This window comes from Achromobacter sp. (assembly GCF_032102605.1).
GTDB lineage: Bacteria > Pseudomonadota > Gammaproteobacteria > Burkholderiales > Burkholderiaceae_B > Achromobacter.
This window is the reverse complement of record NZ_DAMDGT010000002.1, coordinates 270,610-290,429: the sequence shown is the minus strand read 5'-3', so window position 1 is coordinate 290,429 and position 19,820 is coordinate 270,610. Positions and strand designations below refer to the sequence as shown.

The window sequence follows — 19,820 nt, the reverse complement described above, 5'->3', positions numbered from 1 at the left end:
CTTGGCGGTCGTCCCGCGCCTGGCGGGATTTTCACTTCGGTCGTCCCGCAGCACCATGAATCTCCGTTTTCTTCCCGGGCTGAACAATTTCCGCGGCGTCACCCGGGAATCGGCGCGACGCGACGTCACCGCGGGTCTCAGCGTCGCGGCGGTGGCGCTGCCCGTGGGCCTGGCGTATTCGGCCATGATGGGCGTGCCCCCGGTCGCGGGCCTGTGGGCCGCCATTGCGGGCATGCTGGGCTACGCGCTGTTCGGCTCGTCGCGCACGCTGATCGTGGGCCCCGACACCGCCACCTGCACGCTGATCGCCGCCACATTGACGGGCATGGCGCTGACCACCCCCGAAGACCGCCTGCTGGGCGCCACGGCCATCGCGCTGACGGTGGGCGTGGGGTGCCTGATCGCCCGCGTCCTGCGCCTGGGCGTTCTGGCCAATCTGCTGTCGCGGCCGGTGCTGATCGGCTACATGGCGGGCGTGGCGATCACCCTGGCGATGTCGCAGCTCAGCGGCCTGACGGGGGTGGGCCTGCGCAACAGCGGTCTGGTGCACCCATTCCTGGAGCTGTCGCGCCGGTTGGCCGAAATCCGGATCCCCACGTTGCTGCTGGGACTTGTCTCGTGCGTGTTCCTGGTGGCGGTCAAGCGCTTGCGGCCGAAGTGGCCGGGGCCCATTTTGCTCGTGGTCGGGACCTGCCTGTTGTCCTGGCTGTTCAATTTCCCGGCGCTGGGCATCGCGGTGGTGGGCGAGGTGCCCGCCGGCCTGCCCGCATTCAGCTTGCCCGTGCGGCTGGAAGGCCTGGACAGCATTCTGCTGGGCGCAGTCGGCGTGCTGGTGGTCAGCTTTTCCAGCGGCATCGTGACGGCGCGCAGCTTTGCGGCGCGCTCGGGCGAACACGTGGATCCGAACCGCGAACTGGTTGGTTTTGGCGCGGCGAACGTGGCTGCGGGCCTGTTCCAGGGTTATGTGGTGACGGGCGCCGACTCGCGCACGGCGGTCGGCCTGGTGGCGGGCGGCTCGTCGCCCATCGTCAGTATCAGCGCCGCCGCCGCGCTGGCGGTGGTGGTGGGCCTGCTGAGCGCTCCGCTGTACTGGCTGCCTCAGGCGGCGCTGTCGGCGATCCTGCTGCTGGCCGCGGCCAGCCTGTTCGACGGGCATGCTTTCATGCGTCTTGCCAGGATTTCGCGTATCGAGCTGGCGTTCGGCGTGCTGGCGGCGGTGGGCGTCGTGGGGTTCGGGGTGCTGCAAGGCGTGGCCGTCTCGGTAGGCGCGACGTTGCTGTACGCCATGTATGTGTCGGGCAACCCGCGCGATGCGCTGCTGGGCCGCCTGCCCGGCGAATCCGTGCTGGGCAAGCTGCATTTGAATCCGGAGGCGCAGCCGGTGCCCGGCGCCGTGATCTGGCTGTTCGAATCGTCGGTGTGGTTCTTCAATGCCGACGCCTTCCGCCGCCGCGCGCGCGAGATCATTGACCAGGCGGGCGACGTGCGCTGGTTCGTGCTGGACGCCGAGGCCATGACGCAGGCGGACGCCGATGCCGTCGAAGCCCTGTACGAACTCAAGCGCGTGCTGGACGAGCGCGGCGTCACGCTGCTGGTCGCGGGTGGCCACGGCAAATTCCGCACGGCCCTGCAGCGCTCGGGCCTGGTCAAGAAGATCGGCAGCGACAAGATCTTTGGCAGCCCGGAGCAGGCGGTCGACGCCATCGAACGATGGCGCCAGGGTCCGCCGGACACGCTGGCGTAGCGTCTGCGCCCGGCGCCTTCGACAGGGCGCCCGACGCTAGTCGATGATGTGGTATCCGCCGTCGATGTACAGCGTCTGTCCCGTCATCAGGCGCGCCGCGTCGGTGGCCAGCCAGGCGGTGGCTTCGCCGACGTCGTCGATGGAAACCAGGCTGCGGGCCGGCGCCTTGGCCTGCGCGCGATCCAGCATCGAATCGAATTCCGCAATGCCCGACGCGGCCCGCGTCTTCAAGGGCCCCGGCGATATCGCATGCACCCGGATGCCCTGCGGTCCCAGTTCCGCGGCCAGATAGCGCGTGGCGGACTCCAGCGCCGCCTTGACCGGTCCCATCATGTTGTAGTGCTCGACGACCATCTGTGAGCCGTAGTAGCTCATGCAGAACAAGGCGCCGCCGTTGGCCATCAGCGGCTCGGCCAGTTTGGCCATGCGGATGAACGACCAGCACGACACGTCCATCGCCTGCAAGAAGCCCGCGCGCGAGCAGTCTGTGACGCGACCGTGCAGGTCGTCGCGCGGCGCGAAGGCGACGGAATGCAGCACGAAGTCCAACGCGCCCCATTCGTCGGTGATGCGGTCGAAGACGGCTTCGAGCTCGCCGTCGTTCAGCAGGTTCATCGGCATCAGCAGCGGCGCGCCCACCTGTGCGGCCAGCGGCGCCACGTGCGGCAGCGCCTTGTCGTTCAGGTAGGTCACGGCCAGTTCGGCTCCCATCGCGCGAAACGCCTTGGCGCAACCCCAGGCAATCGAGTCGGCATTGGCGATGCCGGTCACCAGGCCGCGCTTGCCCGCCAGCGGCAGCAGCGCGCTCATTGCTGGCGCACCAGGGCAAGGGTGTGCTGCGCGATGATCAGCTCTTCGTTGGTGCGCACCACGTAGACCCCGATGCGGCTGTCGTCGCTGGAGATGCGCGGCCCGTGACGGGCGTTGCGCTCGGGGTCGAGCTTGATGCCCAGCCAGCCCCAGTGTTCGCTGATGGCCTGCCGGATGTCCGCGGAGTTTTCCCCCACGCCGGCGGTGAAGATGATGCCGTCGATGCCGTTCATGGCGCAGCCCAGGCCGATCATGCCTTCGGCGACGCGCCACGCGAAGTACTTGAGCGCCAGCTTGGCGGACGGCGCATCGCTGGCCAGCAGTTCGCGCATGTCGTTGCTGATGCCGGACAGCCCCTTCATGCCGCAGTCGTGATACAGCATGTGCTCGATCTCGTCGTGGCTCATGCCCTGTTCCATCATCCACAGCACGACGCCCGCGTCCAGGCGGCCGGGGCGCGTGCCCATGGGCAGGCCTTCCATGGCGGTGAAGCCCATGGTGCTGTCCACGCTCTTGCCGTGGTGCATGGCGCAGGCGGATACGCCCGAGCCCAGGTGCGCCACGACGATCTTGCCCATGGCGAGGTCAGGCAGCGCCTGTTTCAGGCGCTGTGCGATGTATTCGTACGACAGCCCGTGAAAGCCATAGCGGCGCACGCCTTCCAGATACAGGCGCTCGGGCAGCGCGTAGCGGTCCGCGACGTCGGAGTGGCTGCGATGGAATGCGGTGTCAAAGCAGGCGACCTGCGGAATCCAGGGCCGGCGGTCGCGGATCACGCGGATGGGCGCCAGGTTGTTCGGCTGGTGCAGCGGGGCGAGCGGCGTGAGGGTTTCGAGCCTGGCCAGGATGGCGTCGTCGATCAGCACGGGCTCGGACAGGTCCGGGCCGCCATGCACCACGCGATGTCCCACCGCCAACGGCGCGCCCCCCAGGTGACCGCTCAGCCACGTGCCCACGACTTCCTGCGCGTTGGGCACGTCGGGAGCGTGGCTGGGCGCGATATCGCGTTCCACCAGCGTCTGCCCGGTTGCATCCCGCACCCGCAGCCTGGGATGGGTGGTGCCGATGCCTTCCAGCTGGCCGCCCAGTCGCGGCGCCAGTTCCTGCTTGCCGTCGATGTCGTACAGGTAGAACTTGATGCTGGAACTGCCGGCGTTGATGACGAGGATGGTGTCGCTCATGGCGCTGTGATTCCACGTTGAGGCAGGCTGCGCAAGCGCGTTGTCGCAGGGTGGGCGACCTGCCGGTGATGAACTGGAAGCCGGGGTGAATCCACGCCTACGCCAATGGCCGGGCCTGCTCCTGCGCAAGGTGGTTGGCGTAGATCGCCGCCACCGCGCACGACGCCAGGCGCGACCGTGGGCTGTCGGCGCGGCTGGTCAGGATGATGGGCACGCGCGCGCCCAGCACGATGCCTGCAGCTTCGGCGTTCGCGAGGAACGTCAGGTTCTTGGCCAGCATGTTGCCGGCTTCCAGGTCGGGCACCATCAGCACCTGCGCCACGCCGGCCACGGGCGACCGGATGCCCTTGATGCGCGCGGCGTCGGGACTGATGGCGTTGTCCAGCGCCAGCGGACCGTCCAGCACGCCGCCCGCGATCTGGCCACGATCGGCCATCTTGCACAGCGCCGCGGCTTCGATGGTGCTGGGGATGCTGGGGGTGACCTGTTCCACCGCCGACAGGATGGCCACGCGCGGTTCGCCCAGGCCCAGTCCGCGGTGCAGATCGATCACGTTGCGGATGATGTCGGCCTTGGTTTCCAGGTCGGGGAAGATATTGATGGCCGCGTCCGTGATGAACAGCGGTTCGGGATACGTCGGCACCTCCATGATGAACACATGGCTGATCCGCCGGCCGCTGCGCAGCCCGGTCGTGCGCGCCACCACTTCGTGCATCAATTCATCGGTGTGCAGGCTGCCCTTCATCAGCAGCGCGGCCTCGCCGCTGCGCACCAGCGCCACGGCCGTTTCGGCGGCCGCGTGGCTGTGGGGCGCGTCGACGATGCGGGCATCGCCAAGATTCAGCTTGAACTGGGCGGCCGTGTCGCGGATCTTGCCCTCGGGGCCGACCAGGATGGGCCGTAGAAGGCCCAGGTCGCGAGCTTCCAGCGCCGCAGACAGCGAGGGCTCGTCGCAGGGGTGGGCGATGGCGCATGCGGCAGGTTCCAGCGTCTGCGCGCGCGCAATGAGTTTGTCGTAGTGCGTGGACGTGGGCAGGCTCATGGGGCTAGGCCTTTGAAGATTGGCGGGCAGCGCTTGCGCGCTTCGCGGCGGTCTTTGTGGACTTTGCGGCGGTCTTTGCGGCGGACTTCGAAGGGGACCTGGAGGCGGACGTGGACCCGGACTTGACCGCGGACTTGGCGGCTCCGTTGGCCGCGGTTTTCTTCGCGGCCTTTCCGCCGGCGGCGTCATTTTCAGCCTTGCGGGCTGCGGCGGGATGCGGCCGGGCGGTCTTGGCGGGCACCTGCGCGGCGGCTTCGACCAGGTCGTCCACGGGGGCGGATGTCTTGGCCGGGGTCGTTCCGCGCGCGGTCGCGGGCGCCTGGCCCTGAACGCGCTTCTGCGCGCGGCGCTCGGCCGCTTCGAAGATGCGCTCCATTTCGTCCAGGCTCTCGCGTGCGGCGTCGCTGAGCGGCTCGGCGGCTTCCAGCACGCTTTTCATCGCATCCAGGCTGGCGCGGATTTCAGCCGCCGTAGACCCTTCCAGCAGCCGGGGCATGGCCTGTATCGCGGCCGCGGAGTCCAGCGTCATCATCAGGGTCTGTTCACGGATGAGATCCTTGAACTGCTGCAAGCTCAGCGCGTCGTCGGCCTCGGCGCGCATTTTGCGGATCAGGGCATAGCTGCGCTCGTCCAGCCCGCCTTCGGCGCCCGACACGTACAGCAGCATCCGGATGGAGGCCACGCGCAGCCCGCCCTCCTGCAGCATCGAGCGCAGTTCCGCCGCACGCTGTTGCATGAATCGCAGGTGTTCCGGAGACACGCCGGGGTGCTTGCGCGGCGGGCCGGACTTCGCGCCCAGGCCGGCCAGGTCCTGCACCACGGGCGAACCATAGACGCTCAGGAACGTGCGTTCGTCGGCCGAGTCGCGCAGGTCCTGCCAGATGTTCAGGCTGGTCTCGATCATGTTCGAGAACATCTCCTGCGCCATCAGGAAAGGGTTGGCGGGAGAAGCTTGCTGGCGTTGTTCGCGCACTTGCTCGGCAACCTGCGCGATCGGCGCGATCAAGGGGTTGCGGTCGGAGATCAGTTCGTAGGGCAGGCGCAGCGGATGCATGCGCTGCATCCATTCCGCCGACTGCGGCGTGACCATCGCGCGCACCCAGGGCTGCACGAAGCTGCGGTACATGCCCAGGTTGATGTCGGAGATGCGCGCAACGGCGGCAAAGCGCTGGTCGTCTTCTTCGTTGCGGTCGACGATGGCGCGCACGTCGTCCAGGGTGCGCTGTTCGAAGGACAGCACGTAGTTGCCATACGCCAGGTCCGCATTGGGAGTGTCCGGCGTCTTGTCGGCGATCTCGGCCTGGTAGATGCCCGGCGGCAGCACATCGATCATGTCGATGTTGGACGTGAATTCCTGGTGTTCCTTGCGGGCCACGCTGCCCGACACGAAGATGCCCAGGTGGCCGATGCTTTCGTGCACGGCATAGACAATGGTCTGGCCGTGGGCGAGGACTTCGGCTTCGTTCTGGTACAGGTCTGGGATCCAGCCCAGGGCCTGCGGCGGCGGCGTGATGTTGTCGCCCTTGGAGCAGAACACCACGATCGGCGATCGGATGTTGCGCAGGTCGATGCGAATGCCGTCGGAGGTCACGAGGCCGGCGGTGGCCAGGCGGTTGCCGACGAACAGGTTGTCGACGATGTACTGGATTTCAGGCCCGTTCAGGAACACGTGGCCGCCCCACCATTTTTCGAAGCTGAGGTAGCGGCTGGCCTCGGTGTCGACGTTGGCGTACAGGTTGTACTGCTTGGACCACAGCGTGTTGGCGGGATTGAGGTTTTCGAAGTTCTGCACCAGCCAGGCGCCATCGAACTTGCCGTCGCCCAGGTCGCTGGTCATGGCGGTGAGCCAGCTGCCGCCCAGCAGGCCGCCGGCGTAGCGCATCGGATTCATGCCGCGCCAGCCCGCCCAGTAGGACAAGGGCGCGCCGGCCACGATGATGGGACCGAAGAGTTCGGGCCGGACGGCAGCCGTCATCATGATCTGCCAGCCGGCCTGGCAATTGGCCACCACCACGGGCTTGCCCTCGGCATCGGGGTGCAGGGCGATGATTTCCTCGAGGAACCGCGCTTCGGCCATCATCACGTCTTCGACGGTCTGCGTGGGCATGGGCTGCGGCAGGAACGTAGCGAAGTAGCAAGGGTGTCCGGCGCGCAGCGCCACGCCGATTTCGCTTTCCGGCTTGAATCCGCCGATACCCGGCCCATGGCCGGCGCGCGGATCGACCACCAGGAAGGGGCGCTTGATGGGGTCCGTTTCCACGCCGGCCGGCGGCTTGATGCGCAGAAGGCCGTAATTGACCGGGCGAGGCAGCTCGCGGCCATCCAGCACCAGTTCGGATTCCATGCTGAGCACGTTGGGCGCGCGCTTGGCCATGTGGTCGTGATACTGGTTGCCGCGCTGGCGCATCACGTCCGCGTAAAGCACGCCGCGCTGCCAGGCATCCACAGCGTATTCGTAGGCGGCCGTCCAGGGGTTGAAGGACGGGACGGGTGCGCGATCGGTGCCGGATTCGGCCATGGCGATCTCCTGTAGTTAGCTGCCGACGGCAAGAGGCCGTCGGGCCGGCTGCTAGTGGAACCGGCGGGTTTGACCTCTCCATTACACCGCAATGGATGCTGCGGTGCAACATCAAAAGACGGGGCAAAATCGAATCAAATTCAGCGATCCGGCGAAGGAGCCGAAGGGGCGGAGTTCAGGCGGGGCCGTGGCAAACCGCTTCGAGGCGATTGCCGTCCGGGTCCAGAAGGAACGCGGCGTAGTACTGAGGATGGTAATCGGGGCGCAGGCCTGGCGCGCCCTCGTCGCGCCCGCCGTGGGCCAGGCCCGCGGCATGAAAGGCGTCGACTGCCGCGCGGGTGGCTGCCTTGAAGCACCAGTGGCGCCGGGCGCCAAAGGCGCCGTCGGTCGGTGGGGCCGGCGTGGCGCATACGGAAAGATAGGTGTGCTGGCCGCTGCCTGGACCGCAGCGTTCGCCATAACCCAGGGCGTCGGCGCGGTCGTACACCTTGTCCGCGCTCAGCGCCTGCATCACGGCGTCGTAGAAGGGGCGCGCTGCGTCCAGGCGGGAAACGGTGATGGAAACGTGATCCAGCAGTTGCATCGGGCGCCCCCGGGGCGGGTCAGGGGAATCGGGGCTTCACCAGCCCTACGACCGGGCGGCGGCGTTGTGTTCCAGCCATTTCTGGACGGCCGGACGCTGCCATTGGGCGTCGGCGTAGGCGCGCAGGGTGTCCGGCAGGTCATCCTGAGCAAGGCGCTTGAGCATGACGGCGAGGTCGGTGTCAGCGATGCACCAGTCGTCGAACAGGTTGGACTGCCCCACGCCGACGAGGTGGCTGGCCACCTGGATCAGCTTGGCGGCGGCGGCATGTCCCGCATCCGACAGCGGCTGGCCCGATTCACCATAGAAAACGGTTTCGGTCGGACGTTCCTGGCGCAGCGCGGCCAGATCACTGCGCAGCCATGCCTGGAGCTGGCGGACGCGCGCGCGCTCGCGCATGCCGGAGGGGTACAGGGCGGTGTGCTGGGGCGCGGGAAACGCTTCGTCCAGGTATTCGGCAATGACGCTGGACTCGGTCAGGTTGAAGTCCGCGTGCGTCAGGGCCGGCACGCGCCCGGTGAGCGCGCGGCACTGGAACGGCTGCATGCGGTGTTCGCCGGCGTCCAGGTCGATGGGGCGCACTTCGAACGGCAACTGCTTTTCGGTCAGCGCCACGTACACCGACATGGCATACGGACTGAGAAATAGGGAATCGACGTAAAGCGTAATCGGGGCGCCCAAGGCTTGTCTCCGGTCAGGCGGGTGTAACGAAGGTTCAGGCTGCGCGTGGCGCCTGGTTTTGCAAAGCGTAACGCAACTGCAATCCGGACGTGTCGCGCCGGCGCGTCAGTCCACGATGAAGAGCTTGGCGCCCGTGGCGGTGGACGAACGGTGCGGCTCCGCCTGGTCGGCCACCTGGTAGCTCATGCCGGGGGTCAGCACGAACTGGCGGCCGTCCTCGAGCTCGGTGTGCAGTTCGCCTTCCAGGCAGAAAAGGATGTGCCCCTTGCTGCACCAGTGGTCGGCCAGATAGCCGGCCGTGTATTCCACCATGCGCACGCGCAGGTCGCCGAAATGGCGAGTGCGCCAATAGGCCATGCCGGTATCGCCGGCGTGTTCCGTGCGTTCCACTTCGGACCAGTCGGTGGTGCCGAAGGGGATGTTGCTCATTTTCATCGCGGTTCCTGCTGTGGTTCTGTGCGGTCCAGGCGGCGCCTGGTCCTTGGGGCTGGGCCAAAAAAACACATACTACGCCATTCAGGCGGCCAGCTTTTTCTGCCAGAACATGGCGCGGCCCGTGGCGTCGTCCAGGGAATAGCCTTCGAACCCCAGCTTGCGGTACAGCCCCTGGGCCACCGCGTTGCCTTCCAGCACTTCCAACGTGATCTTGCAGCAGCCCAGCCGGCGCGCTCGGTCTTCCAGCGCCGCGAGCAGGTGCTTGCCCACGCCCTGGCCCTGGAATCGCGGCGACACCGCCAGATCGTGCAGGTTGACCAGCGGACGGCACGCAAACGTGGAAAAGCCTTCCAGGTAGATGGCCACGCCCGCGGCTTCGTTGTCGATGCGCGCCAGCAATGCGTGCGCGGTGGGCCGGCGTGACAGTTCAGCGATAAGGTTCGACCGGGCAAACTCGGGCAGGGGACAGCTGCCCCCCATCGGCCCGCTGGCGTATTCATTCAGCATGGCCAGCACCTGGCGGCCGTGTTCAGGATTGGTGAAGTCGACGTCGATGATTTCCAGCACGATCGGTTCCAGAGAGCAGGGCGGATGGCCCGAGATGGGTCAGGGTCAGGGCAAAACGGGCACCCTGTCGCAAGCTGCGGGGCGCAAGGACACAAACCGGTCATTATGCGCGCCGGTCGGGGCATGGCAAAACGCATTGAAAAATCGGTCCACAACCCCTATCTTTTTGCTATTCAAGGCCGGATCCGGCTGTGCCGGACGCGGCCTCAACCCTTAAGGTGAGCTGGAATATGGAGTTCAAGGACTACTACAGCATTCTCGGGGTGGAGCAGGGCGCGTCCGAAGACGACATCCGGAAGGCCTATCGCAAGCTCGCTCGCAAATATCACCCCGACGTCAGCAAGGAAAGCGATGCCGAATCGCGCATGCGCGACGTCAACGAAGCCTACGACGTGCTGCGCGACACGGAAAAGCGCCAGGCCTACGACAACCTGGCGGCGGGCGTATCGCCCGACGGCGGATTCCAACCGCCGCCCGGCTGGGACGAAGGCTTCGAATTCCACCGGGGCGCGGCGCCCGGCGACGAAGCCCAGTTCAGCGAATTCTTCTCGTCGCTGTTCGGCGGCCACGCCGGTCGGCATGGGGGGCGACAGCAGGAATTCCGCGCTCGCGGCGAAGACCACCACGCCGCGATCGAGGTGGACCTCGAAGACGCAATCAAGGGCGCCACGCGCGACATCAGCCTGCGGTCCATGCAGATGGACGACCAGGGGCGTCCGCACATGCAAAGCCGCACGCTCAGCGTCAGGATTCCGCCCGGCGTCCGCGAAGGCCAGTACATCCGGCTGGCCGGGCAGGGCATGCCCGGCTATGGCGGCGGGGAAAACGGCGACCTCTATCTGGAAGTGCGCTTCAAGCCCCACCCGCGATACCGCGCCGAGGGCCGGGATCTCTACATGACGCTGCCGGTGGCGCCATGGGAAGCCGCGCTGGGCGCCAGCGTCCAGGCGCCCACGCCGGGCGGAACGGTCGAGGTCTCGGTGCCGCCCGGTTCGGGCAACGGCCGCAAGCTGCGGTTGCGGGGACGCGGCATTCCGGGCGATCCCCCGGGAGACCTGTACCTGGTCCTGGACCTGGTGCTGCCGCCGGCCGATAGCGATGCCGCCAAGGCCGCCTACCGCAAGCTGCAGCAGGATCTGCCCTTCAATCCGCGGCGCCACCTGGGAGTCTGACCATGAAGAAAGTTGTCATCACCAGCGCCACCGTGGTCGGAAAATCGCAGCCGCTCAGCGCCGACGACCTGGCCCGGGCCTGCGGCGCGGAAGTGGAATGGGTGGCCCGGCTGGTGGAAGTCGGCATCGTCAATGCGAGTGGCCGCGGGCCGTCGGAATGGTGTTTCTATAGCGTCGACCTGCAGCGCGCGTTGCACGCGCGCCGCCTCGAACACGACTTTGGCGCGGGCCTGGATGCCGTGGCGCTGATCCTGGACCTCAGCCAGGAAGTGCGACGCCTGAAATCGCAGTTGCGGGCCCTTGGGGCGCTGGACCAGCCCTGAGGCCGCCTGGCGGATCGGTAAAATGGGCGCCCGCAGCATTGTGTAGAAGCGAAGAGCGCCTTGGAGACTCCCCCCGCCGCCGCGCGCGCCGTACCCGGCAGCGCGCGCATTGATGGACTGAAATCCTGCCTGCCCGTGATGATCGGCTACTTCCCGGTGGCCGTGACCTTTGGCATCGCGGGCGTCGCGGCTGGCTTGAGCCCGCTGCAGGTCATCCTGATTTCCGTCTTGGTCTACGCCGGCGCCAGCCAGTTCCTGCTGCTTGCATCGATCAAGGCCGGGACGCCGTGGCTGTGGGTGGTGGCGCTTTGTTCATTGCTCAATGCCCGCCACCTGCTTTACGGGCCCTTGCTGTCGCGATTCCTGCCGCCGGCGCTGCATGACCGCCTGAAGGTCGCATTCCTCCTGACCGACGAAGTCTTCGCCACCGCCTTCAACCGCCTGCCGTCAGTCGAATCCGGCCGGCGGCAAGGCTGGATGATCGCCCTGGGGCTGGGCGCCTGGCTGACCTGGATCGCCGGCACCGCCGTGGGCGTATACGCGGGCGACGGCCTTGAACGGCACTACCCCATGCTGTCGCAGGTGATGCGTTTTGCGTTGCCGGCCCTCTTCATGGCGCTGGTCTGCCAGAGCGCGCGACGCGGCATGGGCCTTCCGATCGTGGCCGCGGTGGGCGGCGCGGGCCTGGTTGCCGCCACGGGCCAGACCAGCCTGGCCATCCTGGCTGGCGCAGTGATCGGCTGTGCTGCGTACCGATTCCGGAGGCCCGCATGAACGCCGATGGTCTGGAGTTCTGGGGCGCCGTGATCGCCATGGCGGTCATCACGTACCTGACGCGTGCGCTGCCCTTCATGCTGTCCGAGCGCAGCCGCCTGCTGCGCCATCTTTCCCGCGAGGGGTCGGCGCTGGCCGCGCTGGGGCCGTCCCTGCTGGCTGGCATCTCGGCCGCGGTCATCGTTCCGGACCTGCTGGGGGCGGGCGACGAGGCCGCCCGGATCGCGCCGTATGTAGGCGGGCTGGTCGTCACCGGCGTCGCCGCGCGCCTGGTCAGCAACACGGGCGTTGCGGTGCTGCTGGGCATGGCCGGATACGGAATATTGCTGGCCTTGGCGGGGTAGCGGCCCGGGCGCAAAATGGTCCGATCCCAAAGGAGATCGACCATGCTTACGCTTTATCACGCGCCGCGATCGCGGTCGTTTCGGATACTGTGGCTGCTCGAGGAACTGGGTGTTCCGTACGACACCGAAATGGTGTCCATCCACGGACACGACAGCACGGGGCGCATGCGCGCCGATTACATCGACATCCATCCGCACCGCAAGGTGCCCGCGCTGGTGCACGACGGCGTGCCCGTGTTCGAGACGCCCGCCATCGCGTTGTACCTGACCGATCTGTTCCCGCAGGCTGAACTGGGGCCGGTCGTGGGCGACAGCCAGCGCGGGCCTTACCTGACGTGGCTGGCCTATTCCACGGGCGTGTTCGAGCCCGCCATGGTCGAGCGGGCCTTCAAGACGCCGCACCAGGCGGCGCTGGGGTGGGCGTCGGCGGACGAGGTCGAACAAGTGCTGACGCGGGTGCTGCAGACGCGAACCTTTTTCCTGGGCGACAGGTTTTCCGCCGTCGACATCGTGCTGGGCGGCTCGCTGCAGTACATGATGCAGGTGAAGATCGTGCCCGAGTCGCCGGTGTTCAACGCCTATGTCGAGCGACTGGGCGACCGGCCCGCGATGCACCGCGCGCTGCAGCGCGACGGAGACATCGAAGAGTCCTGAGCCGCCCCGGGCGCCGTCAGACCGGGGCCTGGATGCGCTCGCGCAGGTGCGCCTGCCATTGTTCGGGGCGGCCAAGGTAGCGGCTGGGTTCCAGCATCGTGTAGACGCCATTTCGCTCCAACGCCAAGGTCGGAAAGCCCGTGCCGCCCACCTGAGCCAGCAGCCGGCGGCTGGCGGCTATGTGCGCGGCCGTCGCGGCGCCTTCCGCGGCGGCATAGGCAGCCTCAAAAGCCGCGGCATCCAGACCGATTTCCCCTGCCAGCGCCCGGAGCACGGCCGGGTCGGCGATGCGCCGTCCTTCTACGTAATGCGCACGCTGCATCCGGCGCAGAAGGTCCAGGCCTCGCCCGGCCAGCGTCTGCGCGGCCAGGATGGCGGTGGTGGGCGGCTCGGAATCGAACACGGCGCCGTGGTCGCGCAGCAGCCCGTCGAAATAATCGGCGCCGAACGGCTGGCCCGTGAGGCCGGCGATGCGCTCGTCGTGGGGCATGACGTAGCGGCGTAGCGCATCCGTGACCGGCTGCCGATTGCTGCCCGTCATCATGCCGCCGCCGTGCGGTTCGACCGACAGGCCGGCAATGCCGCGGGCGGCCTCCACCAGCGGCGCTGCGCCGTAGCACCAGCCGCAAAGCGGATCAAAAATGTAATGCAGGGTAGGGGTGGGGGTAGTCATGGCGCCATGGTAGACGGCGCCAGGCGCGGGCGCATAGGCCGGCGCGATACCCACAGTGTTGCAGCGGCCGTGCAGATTGCCTGCACGGCCGGATAAAGCGATCAGCCGGCTATCTGCACGCCGATCCAGAACAGGCCGGCGGCCAGCAGCATCGACGCGGGCAGCGTCAGCACCCAGGCCAGCAGGATGTTGCGCACCGTGTTGCCCTGCAGCCCCGACTTGTTGGCGATCATCGTGCCGGCGACGCCGGAGGACAGCACGTGGGTCGTCGACACGGGCAGGCTGAAGACGTTGGCCAGCCCGATGGCGCCCACCGCGGTCAGCTGCGCCGACATGCCCTGCGCATAGGTCATGCCCTGTTTGCCGATTTTTTCGCCCACCGTCAGGACGACGCGGCGCCAGCCCACCATGGTTCCCGCGCCCAGCGCCAGGGCCACCGCCACGATCACCCAGAAAGGCGCGTATTCGGTGGTGGCCGTGAGGTCAGCGCGCAGGCGCTGCAGGTCGGCCGCCTCGCGGGCGGGCAGGCCTTCGATGCGCGCCACCTTCTTGGCCGTGTCGTCCAGGCACAGCAGGTAACGGCGCACCGCGATGCGCTTTTCGGGCGACAGGTCGGCGTAGTTGCTGACGCCATGCAGATCGGTCTGCAGCGCAAGAATGGTGGGCACCGTCAGCGCCGGGTCGCATCGGAAGTTGGTCGGCAGCTCTTCCTGGATGTCGGCGCGCCGCAAGGCCAGGAAATCGCCCAGCATCGCCTCGTTGCGCTGGTAGAACACCAACAGATGGTTGGCGGCGTCGCGCGTGCGTTCGATCTGATAGGTCGTGCTGTGGGTGTCCAGCACGAAGTTTGCGGGCACGATGCCGATCAGCACCAGCATGATCAGGCCGATGCCCTTCTGTCCGTCGTTGGAGCCGTGCACGAAGCTCACGCCCATGGCGGACAGCACCAGCACCAGGCGGTTCCAGAACGGGGGGTGTTTCTTGTTGTCGATGGCGCGGCGCTGCTCGGGCGTCTTGTGCATCTTGGACAGCGGCAGCCACCGTTTTAGCGCCAGGAGCAGCGCGCCGGCCACGATGAAGCCCGCGATGGGCGAGGCCACCAGCGACATGCCGATGTCGATCGCCTTGCCCCAGTTCACGCCTTCAGCCAGCGGCAGGTCAGTGATCAGCGCGTTGGCCAGGCCCACGCCCAGGATCGAGCCGATCAGGGTGTGCGAGCTGGACGCGGGGATGCCGAAGTACCAGGTGCCGAGGTTCCAGGCGATGGCCGCCGCCAGCATGGCGAACACCATGGCCAGGCCGCGGCCGGTGTCCACGTTGATCAGCAGTTCGACGGGCAGCAGATGGACGATCGCGTAGGCGACGCCGACGCCGCCCAGCAATACACCCAGAAAATTGAAGATGCCGGACAACACGACCGCCAGGTGCGGCGGCATGGCTTTGGTGTAGATGACGGTGGCGACGGCGTTAGCCGTGTCGTGAAAGCCGTTGATGAATTCGAAGGCCAGGACGAAAGTCAGGGCCAGCACAAGACTGAGGCCAACCCAAAGGTCTAGGCCGTGGAAGAGGTCGAACATGGGGAGGGGGGCGAGGTTCCGGCGTGAATGCCCCGATTATTGCAGATTTGTGACCTGTCCCTGAATGACGCCGGCGTAAGTATCCGAGTCAGAACTTCGAATACTGGAACTCGATCTCCATCGGTTTGCCCAGGTTGGCGGACGTGTCCGCCTGGATGACCATGACGGCCAGAAGGCCCAGATACAACATGCAAAGCCAGAGCGCTCGTTTCATGGCCGGAAGACCTCAGCAATCTTTTGGTTGACCCGCAGCCATCCCAGCTCGCCCAGATGCTGGACGTCGCGCAGCGTGCCGATTTCGAAGGGGGCGTTGTACATGTCCATGCAGGTCATGGCGTAGCGCTGGCACAGCGCGGCGACCTGGCGCTGGATCGGGTCGAATCGGGCCAGGTCGTTGAACACCATGGGATGAAGCGGCTGCATGACGAAGAGGGCATTGACCTCGTGCCGACGCAGCAGGGCCATCAGGGCGTCGAGTTCGCGCAATTCGTCGCGGCCGGTCAGCGGCTGAGGCTGGTACGCCGTCTTGCCGCCTTCCGGGATGGCGCGCAGGTACTTGTTGAAGAACTCGTCGCGCACGGCGTAGCGGTTATCCGTCATCAACGCCTGCTCGGCGGCCTGGGCCTGCCCGGCCAGCGCGTCCCAATCCACGACGCGAGCCGCCGCCACGGGGCCTTCGCGCTCGGGTTCGGGGGCGGGCGCGGCGTAGGCGGGCGACCACAGGCCGGCCAGCCGCTGACGGAACACATAGGCCTGTTCGGCGGCCATGGACCACAGCACGCCGGCGTCGCCCTTGTCGTCCAGCCACCGGAAAAGCTGCTCCCTGCCTTCAGCCTGCCTGAGAAGGCGCGGCAGCAACGGATTGGCGTGCTCCTTGAGCTCGTCCGGCCCCAGTCCACCGTCGCCGTCGAACCATCCCGGGGACAGCATGACCACCACGCGCGAGCCCGGCGACAGGTCGTCGGCCACCGCCGCCAGCAGCAGTTGCATGCCCAGGGACTGAAAGCCCGAATGGCCGTAGGCCAGGACGGGCATCTGAAGCTCGTCGGCCAGGTACCGGTAGGGCACGAAGCGCAGGTCGTTGCTGGTCAGTTCGGAAGAGCCCAGGATCACCAGGCGGTCGCCGGTGCGCAAGGCCTGGCTGAGGCGCGACAGGTTGCGCGTCTGCTCGTCCAGCGTGTTGCCCAGGTTCGGTATGTAGATGCCCGGCGCGGCCGCCGCCACGGGTTCGGTCTTGAGGGCGAGGGCGTGCATGGCCGCCCAGCCGGCCGCGGTTGCGGCGAACAGGGCCAGCGCTGCGGCGAGCGCATGCTGCCGAAGAGTGCGTTTGAACATGGGGAAGCGTTGAATGCGCGCCGCGCCTTGGAATTGGCTGCGATTGTTAGCGGATGTTATCCACCGCCCATGACAGGAACAAGCGCGGTAAACCCTGCCCAGCCCGGCAATTCCCCTTTTCACCACACATGCACGGCCCGGCCGGGTGGCCGGGGCGGTGCGTCGCCTCGCCGGAGAATGCGATAGCATCGATGTCGCGCGCGCCCCGGACTTCAGGGTGCGCCGCGCCGTCAGCCGCAGCCAGCGGCGCCCATCGCCGGATTTCCTTTCGCCATGACCGACATCGCCCGTATCGTCCGCAGCCACCCCGATGAATTGATCGTCGGGCTGGTATCCATCTCCGACCGCGCCTCCACGGGCGCCTACCAGGACCAGGGCGTGCCCGCGCTACGCGAATGGCTCGGCGGCGCGCTGGCGTCGCCATGGCAGGCGACGGAGCGGCTGATTCCGGACGAGCCGGCCCGCATCTCGGAAACCCTGGTCGAACTCGTCGACAGCTGCGGCTGCGACCTGGTCCTGACGACCGGCGGCACCGGTCCGGCCCGGCGCGACGTGACGCCCGAAGCGACCCTGGCGGTAGGCACCAAGGAAATGCCCGGTTTTGGCGAACAGATGCGCCAGATCAGCCTGCGCTTCGTGCCCACGGCCATCCTGTCTCGCCAGGTGGCCGTCATCCGCGAAACGGAAGGCCACGCCGCGCTGATCGTGAATCTTCCCGGCCAGCCCAAGTCCATACGCGAGACCCTGGAGGGGCTGAAGGACGACAACGGGGCTGTGCTGGTGCCCGGCATCTTCGCCGCCATTCCCTATTGCATCGACCTTATCGGCGGCCCTTACGCCGAAACCCGGCCGGAAGTCATTTCCGCCTTCCGTCCCAAGTCGGCCAGGAGGCCGGCGCAGGCCTGAAACCCGCGCCAGCGGCCGTTGCGGCGCAAGAGGCGCAGCGGACCCGTGCGTTATAGTTGGCCGCCCCGATCAACCCCCCACCACCAAGAGTTCCCACTGTCATGAAGGCTCGTATCATTCTGTCCCTGGCCGCCGTGGCCGCCCTGTCGGCCTGCGCCAATGTCAAAGACGTGCGCGACCGCGATCCCGTCTTCTACGGTTCGACCCAGCGCACGGCCGAGGACTACACGCAGTGCGTGGCGTCCGCCTGGAAGGGGCTGGACGTGAACTTCGAGCAGAAGCCCGTGCGCAACGGCTATGAACTCGTGCTGCAGGGCAGCATGGGCGTCGAGGCGGTCCTGACGACCACGACCTGGAAGGGCAAGACCGAAGCGCGTCTGTCCACGCGCATCGCCCGCCGTGACCAGAGCATCATCGAGCCCGCCAACCTGTGCCTGTAAGCGCCATGTTCCAACGCCGCGACGTACTGCGCGCCGGCCTCGCGGCCGCCGCCGTCTGCCTGGGCTGGCCCGCCCGCGCGCAGCAGGGGGGCTACATCAGCCGCAAGCTGGACGCCCGCGTCCCGGGCGGCGTGGCTGTCCTGGCGCTGGGCAATGCCGACCGCGCGCCCGAGGTCACTTACCTGAATCGGCGCGTGCTGGTGGTGCGTGAAGAAGACAAGCAGTGGATTGCCGTGGTCGGCATCCCGCTCAGCGTGAAACCGGGCCAGCAGCAAGCCGACGTCGCGGACGCCACCGGCCGGCGCCAGGTGGCGTTCACGGTGGGCGCCAAGGAATACGTGGCGCAACACATCACCCTGAAGAATCAACGCCAGGTCGAACCCAATCCGGACGACATGAAGCGGATCGAGCGTGAAATGGCCGAGCAGAGCGCGGCCAACCGCGGTTACCGCGCCGGCGTCACGCCCAGCAACCTGCTGCTGGACCGCCCCGTGAACGGCGGCCGCCTGTCCAGCCCGTTCGGCCTGCGCCGCTTCTTCAACGGCCAGGAGCGCAATCCGCATTCGGGCCTGGATTTCGCCGTGCCGGCCGGAACGCCGATCAAGGCGCCGGCCGCTGGCGTGGTCGTGCTGGTGGGGGATTATTTCTTCAATGGCAAGACGGTGTTCCTGGACCATGGCCAGGGCTTCGTCAGCATGTTCTGCCACATGTCGGCCATCGACGTGAAAGTGGGCGACGACGTCCCGCGAGGCGGCGTGGTGGGCAAGGTGGGGGCGACGGGCCGGGCCACGGGGCCGCATCTGCACTGGAACGTCAGCCTGAACGACGCGCGCGTGGATCCTGCGATCTTCATCGGGGCGTTCAAGCGCTGAATTTCGCGCCAGGCAGGCGCCGTGGGGCGTCAGGCCTGGGCAGCTTGCATCGCGATGCGGTTCAGCACGTACTGGTGCATGCGCTCGGCGTATTCCATCTGCTGCTGGACATGGCGCTGCTCTGCCTCTTGGTCATCCAGGCAGTTGTCGTACTTGGTCTTGGCTTCGGCGTAGGTCAGGCCGGTATTGCGCAGGCTGTTGATGAACGCCTCGCGCGACTGGCGCAAGAGACGCAGGCCTTCCTCGCCCTTCGCGAATCTTCTTCGCGACAGGGCAAGCTGGTCTGCGGCGGCTTGCAATTCTTCTTTCAGGTCCATCTTGCTTCGTGCGTATCCGCCCCGGCGTTGCGCCAGGCGGGGGAGCGCCATTCTTTCATGAACGGGCGTTCCACGCATTACGGCAGTTCGCGAATCCGGCTTAAGGAGCCGCGAGAACAAGGCCGGGCGCCGGCGGAAAGCCGGCCCGGGTGGCCGGCTTAGCGGCGGTATTGCTGCGGACGCTGGGGGGCGGGGCCGCGTTCGTCCTTGTGGCGGAAGTTGATGCGGCCCTTGGTCAGGTCATACGGGGACATTTCCAGGGTCACGCGGTCGCCAGCGAGGATGCGGATGCGGTGCTTGCGGATGCGGCCCGACGCGTAAGCGCCGACTTCGATGCCGTTGTCCAGCTTCACGCGGTAGCGGCTATCGGGCAGCACTTCGTCAACGATGCCGTCCAATTCGATGAGTTCTTCTTTAGCCATTCTTCTACTCCTTGATCAATACGCGCTGTCATGCCAGCGGCATGGCGCGCCGCGCAAGGCGGCAAGCGCGTCGGACTCGGACAAGCCGGTCCAGCGGTTTAAACGTAAAAACGTCCGGGCAAGCGTGGGTATGGGCCACGGCATCCGGGCGGATGTCTGAAATGGCGGATACTCGCGCCCCGAGGGTAATGTGCGCGCGGTGCGCACCTTGGTCGCGGCGGGAGCGCTGCGCGCACCTTGCCGGAAGAAGCGGGGTTGTGGCGTGTGCGGCAATGCCGGGCGTCGCGAAGAGGGCGGCGCGCTGGACAGTGACGAAAATACGCCCAAGAAAAAACGGATGCAGTCTGCGTAGCAGGCGCTCATTCAGTAGCGCCCTCGGAGGGGCGCTACAGGGTGGGACGCAGAATGACCGAAGTCCGGTTTTTGCGGAAAAATCACAGACTTATGTTA

The 19,820-nt window shown here is 67.1% G+C and carries 23 protein-coding genes; 9 read left to right on the top strand and 14 right to left on the bottom strand.

Going from position 1 to position 19,820, the window contains the following annotated elements; translation table 11 throughout:
• Positions 1-55: 55 nt before the first annotated feature.
• The gene (locus RT614_RS06045) at positions 56-1,744 is read left to right on the top strand and encodes a SulP family inorganic anion transporter (protein ID WP_313620993.1); all 1,689 of its coding nucleotides are present in this window, start codon (positions 56-58) and stop codon (positions 1,742-1,744) included.
• A gap of 36 nt (positions 1,745-1,780) precedes the next feature.
• Here the strand turns inward: RT614_RS06045 and fabI are convergent, their stop codons facing one another.
• From fabI to RT614_RS06005, 8 genes are all read right to left on the bottom strand, one after another.
• On the bottom strand, positions 1,781-2,554 hold the full coding sequence (gene fabI / locus RT614_RS06040) for an enoyl-ACP reductase FabI (protein WP_313620991.1): 774 nt from the start codon (positions 2,552-2,554) through the stop codon (positions 1,781-1,783).
• The gene (locus tag RT614_RS06035; protein ID WP_313620989.1) at positions 2,551-3,735 is read right to left on the bottom strand and encodes an acetate kinase; all 1,185 of its coding nucleotides are present in this window, start codon (positions 3,733-3,735) and stop codon (positions 2,551-2,553) included. The genes fabI and RT614_RS06035 overlap by 4 nt, the downstream gene beginning before the upstream one ends.
• A 97-nt stretch (positions 3,736-3,832) precedes the next feature.
• Complete coding sequence (locus RT614_RS06030; protein WP_313620988.1) at positions 3,833-4,777, bottom strand: phosphate acetyltransferase; 945 nt, start codon at positions 4,775-4,777, stop codon at positions 3,833-3,835.
• 4 nt (positions 4,778-4,781) lie between these two features.
• Positions 4,782-7,295 (bottom strand): DUF3141 domain-containing protein, encoded by a 2,514-nt coding sequence (locus tag RT614_RS06025; RefSeq protein ID WP_313620987.1) that lies wholly within the window; start codon positions 7,293-7,295, stop codon positions 4,782-4,784.
• A 175-nt stretch (positions 7,296-7,470) separates the two neighbouring features.
• The gene (locus tag RT614_RS06020; protein ID WP_313620986.1) at positions 7,471-7,878 is read right to left on the bottom strand and encodes a VOC family protein; all 408 of its coding nucleotides are present in this window, start codon (positions 7,876-7,878) and stop codon (positions 7,471-7,473) included.
• A gap of 45 nt (positions 7,879-7,923) precedes the next feature.
• Positions 7,924-8,559: a glutathione transferase gene (gene yfcF / locus RT614_RS06015; RefSeq protein ID WP_313620984.1), complete on the bottom strand. Its 636-nt coding sequence runs from the start codon at positions 8,557-8,559 to the stop codon at positions 7,924-7,926.
• A gap of 105 nt (positions 8,560-8,664) precedes the next feature.
• On the bottom strand, positions 8,665-8,994 hold the full coding sequence (locus tag RT614_RS06010) for a DHCW motif cupin fold protein (RefSeq protein ID WP_313620983.1): 330 nt from the start codon (positions 8,992-8,994) through the stop codon (positions 8,665-8,667).
• A gap of 81 nt (positions 8,995-9,075) precedes the next feature.
• Complete coding sequence (locus RT614_RS06005; RefSeq protein ID WP_313620981.1) at positions 9,076-9,561, bottom strand: GNAT family N-acetyltransferase; 486 nt, start codon at positions 9,559-9,561, stop codon at positions 9,076-9,078.
• 230 nt (positions 9,562-9,791) lie between these two features.
• On the opposite strand from RT614_RS06005, the gene RT614_RS06000 reads away from it, so the two are divergent.
• Genes RT614_RS06000 through RT614_RS05980 form a run of 5 tightly spaced genes read left to right on the top strand, consistent with a single transcriptional unit; the run spans position 9,792 to position 12,828 of the window.
• Positions 9,792-10,733: a DnaJ C-terminal domain-containing protein gene (locus RT614_RS06000; protein WP_313620979.1), complete on the top strand. Its 942-nt coding sequence runs from the start codon at positions 9,792-9,794 to the stop codon at positions 10,731-10,733.
• 2 nt (positions 10,734-10,735) lie between these two features.
• Complete coding sequence (locus RT614_RS05995) at positions 10,736-11,056, top strand: chaperone modulator CbpM (RefSeq protein ID WP_313620977.1); 321 nt, start codon at positions 10,736-10,738, stop codon at positions 11,054-11,056.
• Between the two features lie 60 nt (positions 11,057-11,116).
• Positions 11,117-11,830: an AzlC family ABC transporter permease gene (locus RT614_RS05990; protein ID WP_313620976.1), complete on the top strand. Its 714-nt coding sequence runs from the start codon at positions 11,117-11,119 to the stop codon at positions 11,828-11,830.
• Complete coding sequence (locus tag RT614_RS05985; protein ID WP_313620975.1) at positions 11,827-12,174, top strand: AzlD domain-containing protein; 348 nt, start codon at positions 11,827-11,829, stop codon at positions 12,172-12,174. Before RT614_RS05990 ends, RT614_RS05985 begins: the two co-directional genes overlap by 4 nt.
• Before the next feature lie 42 nt (positions 12,175-12,216).
• Positions 12,217-12,828: a glutathione S-transferase family protein gene (locus RT614_RS05980; RefSeq protein ID WP_313620973.1), complete on the top strand. Its 612-nt coding sequence runs from the start codon at positions 12,217-12,219 to the stop codon at positions 12,826-12,828.
• A gap of 16 nt (positions 12,829-12,844) precedes the next feature.
• Here the strand turns inward: RT614_RS05980 and RT614_RS05975 are convergent, their stop codons facing one another.
• The 4 genes from RT614_RS05975 to RT614_RS05960 all read right to left on the bottom strand — a co-directional run bounded on the left by RT614_RS05975 (position 12,845) and on the right by RT614_RS05960 (position 16,413).
• Entirely contained in the window at positions 12,845-13,501 is a 657-nt protein-coding gene (locus tag RT614_RS05975; RefSeq protein WP_313620971.1) for a DsbA family protein, read from the bottom strand.
• A 101-nt stretch (positions 13,502-13,602) separates the two neighbouring features.
• Entirely contained in the window at positions 13,603-15,078 is a 1,476-nt protein-coding gene (locus RT614_RS05970) for an inorganic phosphate transporter (protein WP_313620969.1), read from the bottom strand.
• An 88-nt stretch (positions 15,079-15,166) separates the two neighbouring features.
• Positions 15,167-15,292, bottom strand: coding sequence for a hypothetical protein (locus RT614_RS05965; RefSeq protein WP_313620968.1), 126 nt, complete (start codon positions 15,290-15,292; stop codon positions 15,167-15,169).
• Positions 15,289-16,413 (bottom strand): D-alanyl-lipoteichoic acid biosynthesis protein DltD, encoded by a 1,125-nt coding sequence (locus RT614_RS05960; RefSeq protein WP_313620966.1) that lies wholly within the window; start codon positions 16,411-16,413, stop codon positions 15,289-15,291. The genes RT614_RS05965 and RT614_RS05960 overlap by 4 nt, the downstream gene beginning before the upstream one ends.
• Positions 16,414-16,686: 273 nt before the next feature.
• Between RT614_RS05960 and mog the strand changes: the two genes are divergently transcribed.
• The 3 genes from mog (at position 16,687) to RT614_RS05945 (ending at position 18,631) form a co-directional block, all read left to right on the top strand.
• Entirely contained in the window at positions 16,687-17,319 is a 633-nt protein-coding gene (gene mog / locus RT614_RS05955) for a molybdopterin adenylyltransferase (protein WP_313620965.1), read from the top strand.
• 101 nt (positions 17,320-17,420) lie between these two features.
• Positions 17,421-17,759, top strand: a complete 339-nt coding sequence (locus RT614_RS05950) for a hypothetical protein (protein ID WP_313620963.1) — start codon at positions 17,421-17,423, stop codon at positions 17,757-17,759.
• Between the two features lie 5 nt (positions 17,760-17,764).
• A complete protein-coding gene (locus RT614_RS05945; protein WP_313620961.1) occupies positions 17,765-18,631 on the top strand; it encodes a peptidoglycan DD-metalloendopeptidase family protein in 867 nt (288 codons plus the stop codon).
• A 29-nt stretch (positions 18,632-18,660) separates the two neighbouring features.
• Here RT614_RS05945 and RT614_RS05940 read toward each other — a convergent pair whose 3' ends face one another.
• Positions 18,661-18,948: a hypothetical protein gene (locus RT614_RS05940; protein WP_313620960.1), complete on the bottom strand. Its 288-nt coding sequence runs from the start codon at positions 18,946-18,948 to the stop codon at positions 18,661-18,663.
• A 158-nt stretch (positions 18,949-19,106) separates the two neighbouring features.
• Entirely contained in the window at positions 19,107-19,370 is a 264-nt protein-coding gene (gene infA, locus RT614_RS05935; RefSeq protein WP_207465529.1) for a translation initiation factor IF-1, read from the bottom strand.
• Positions 19,371-19,820: the final 450 nt, after the last annotated feature.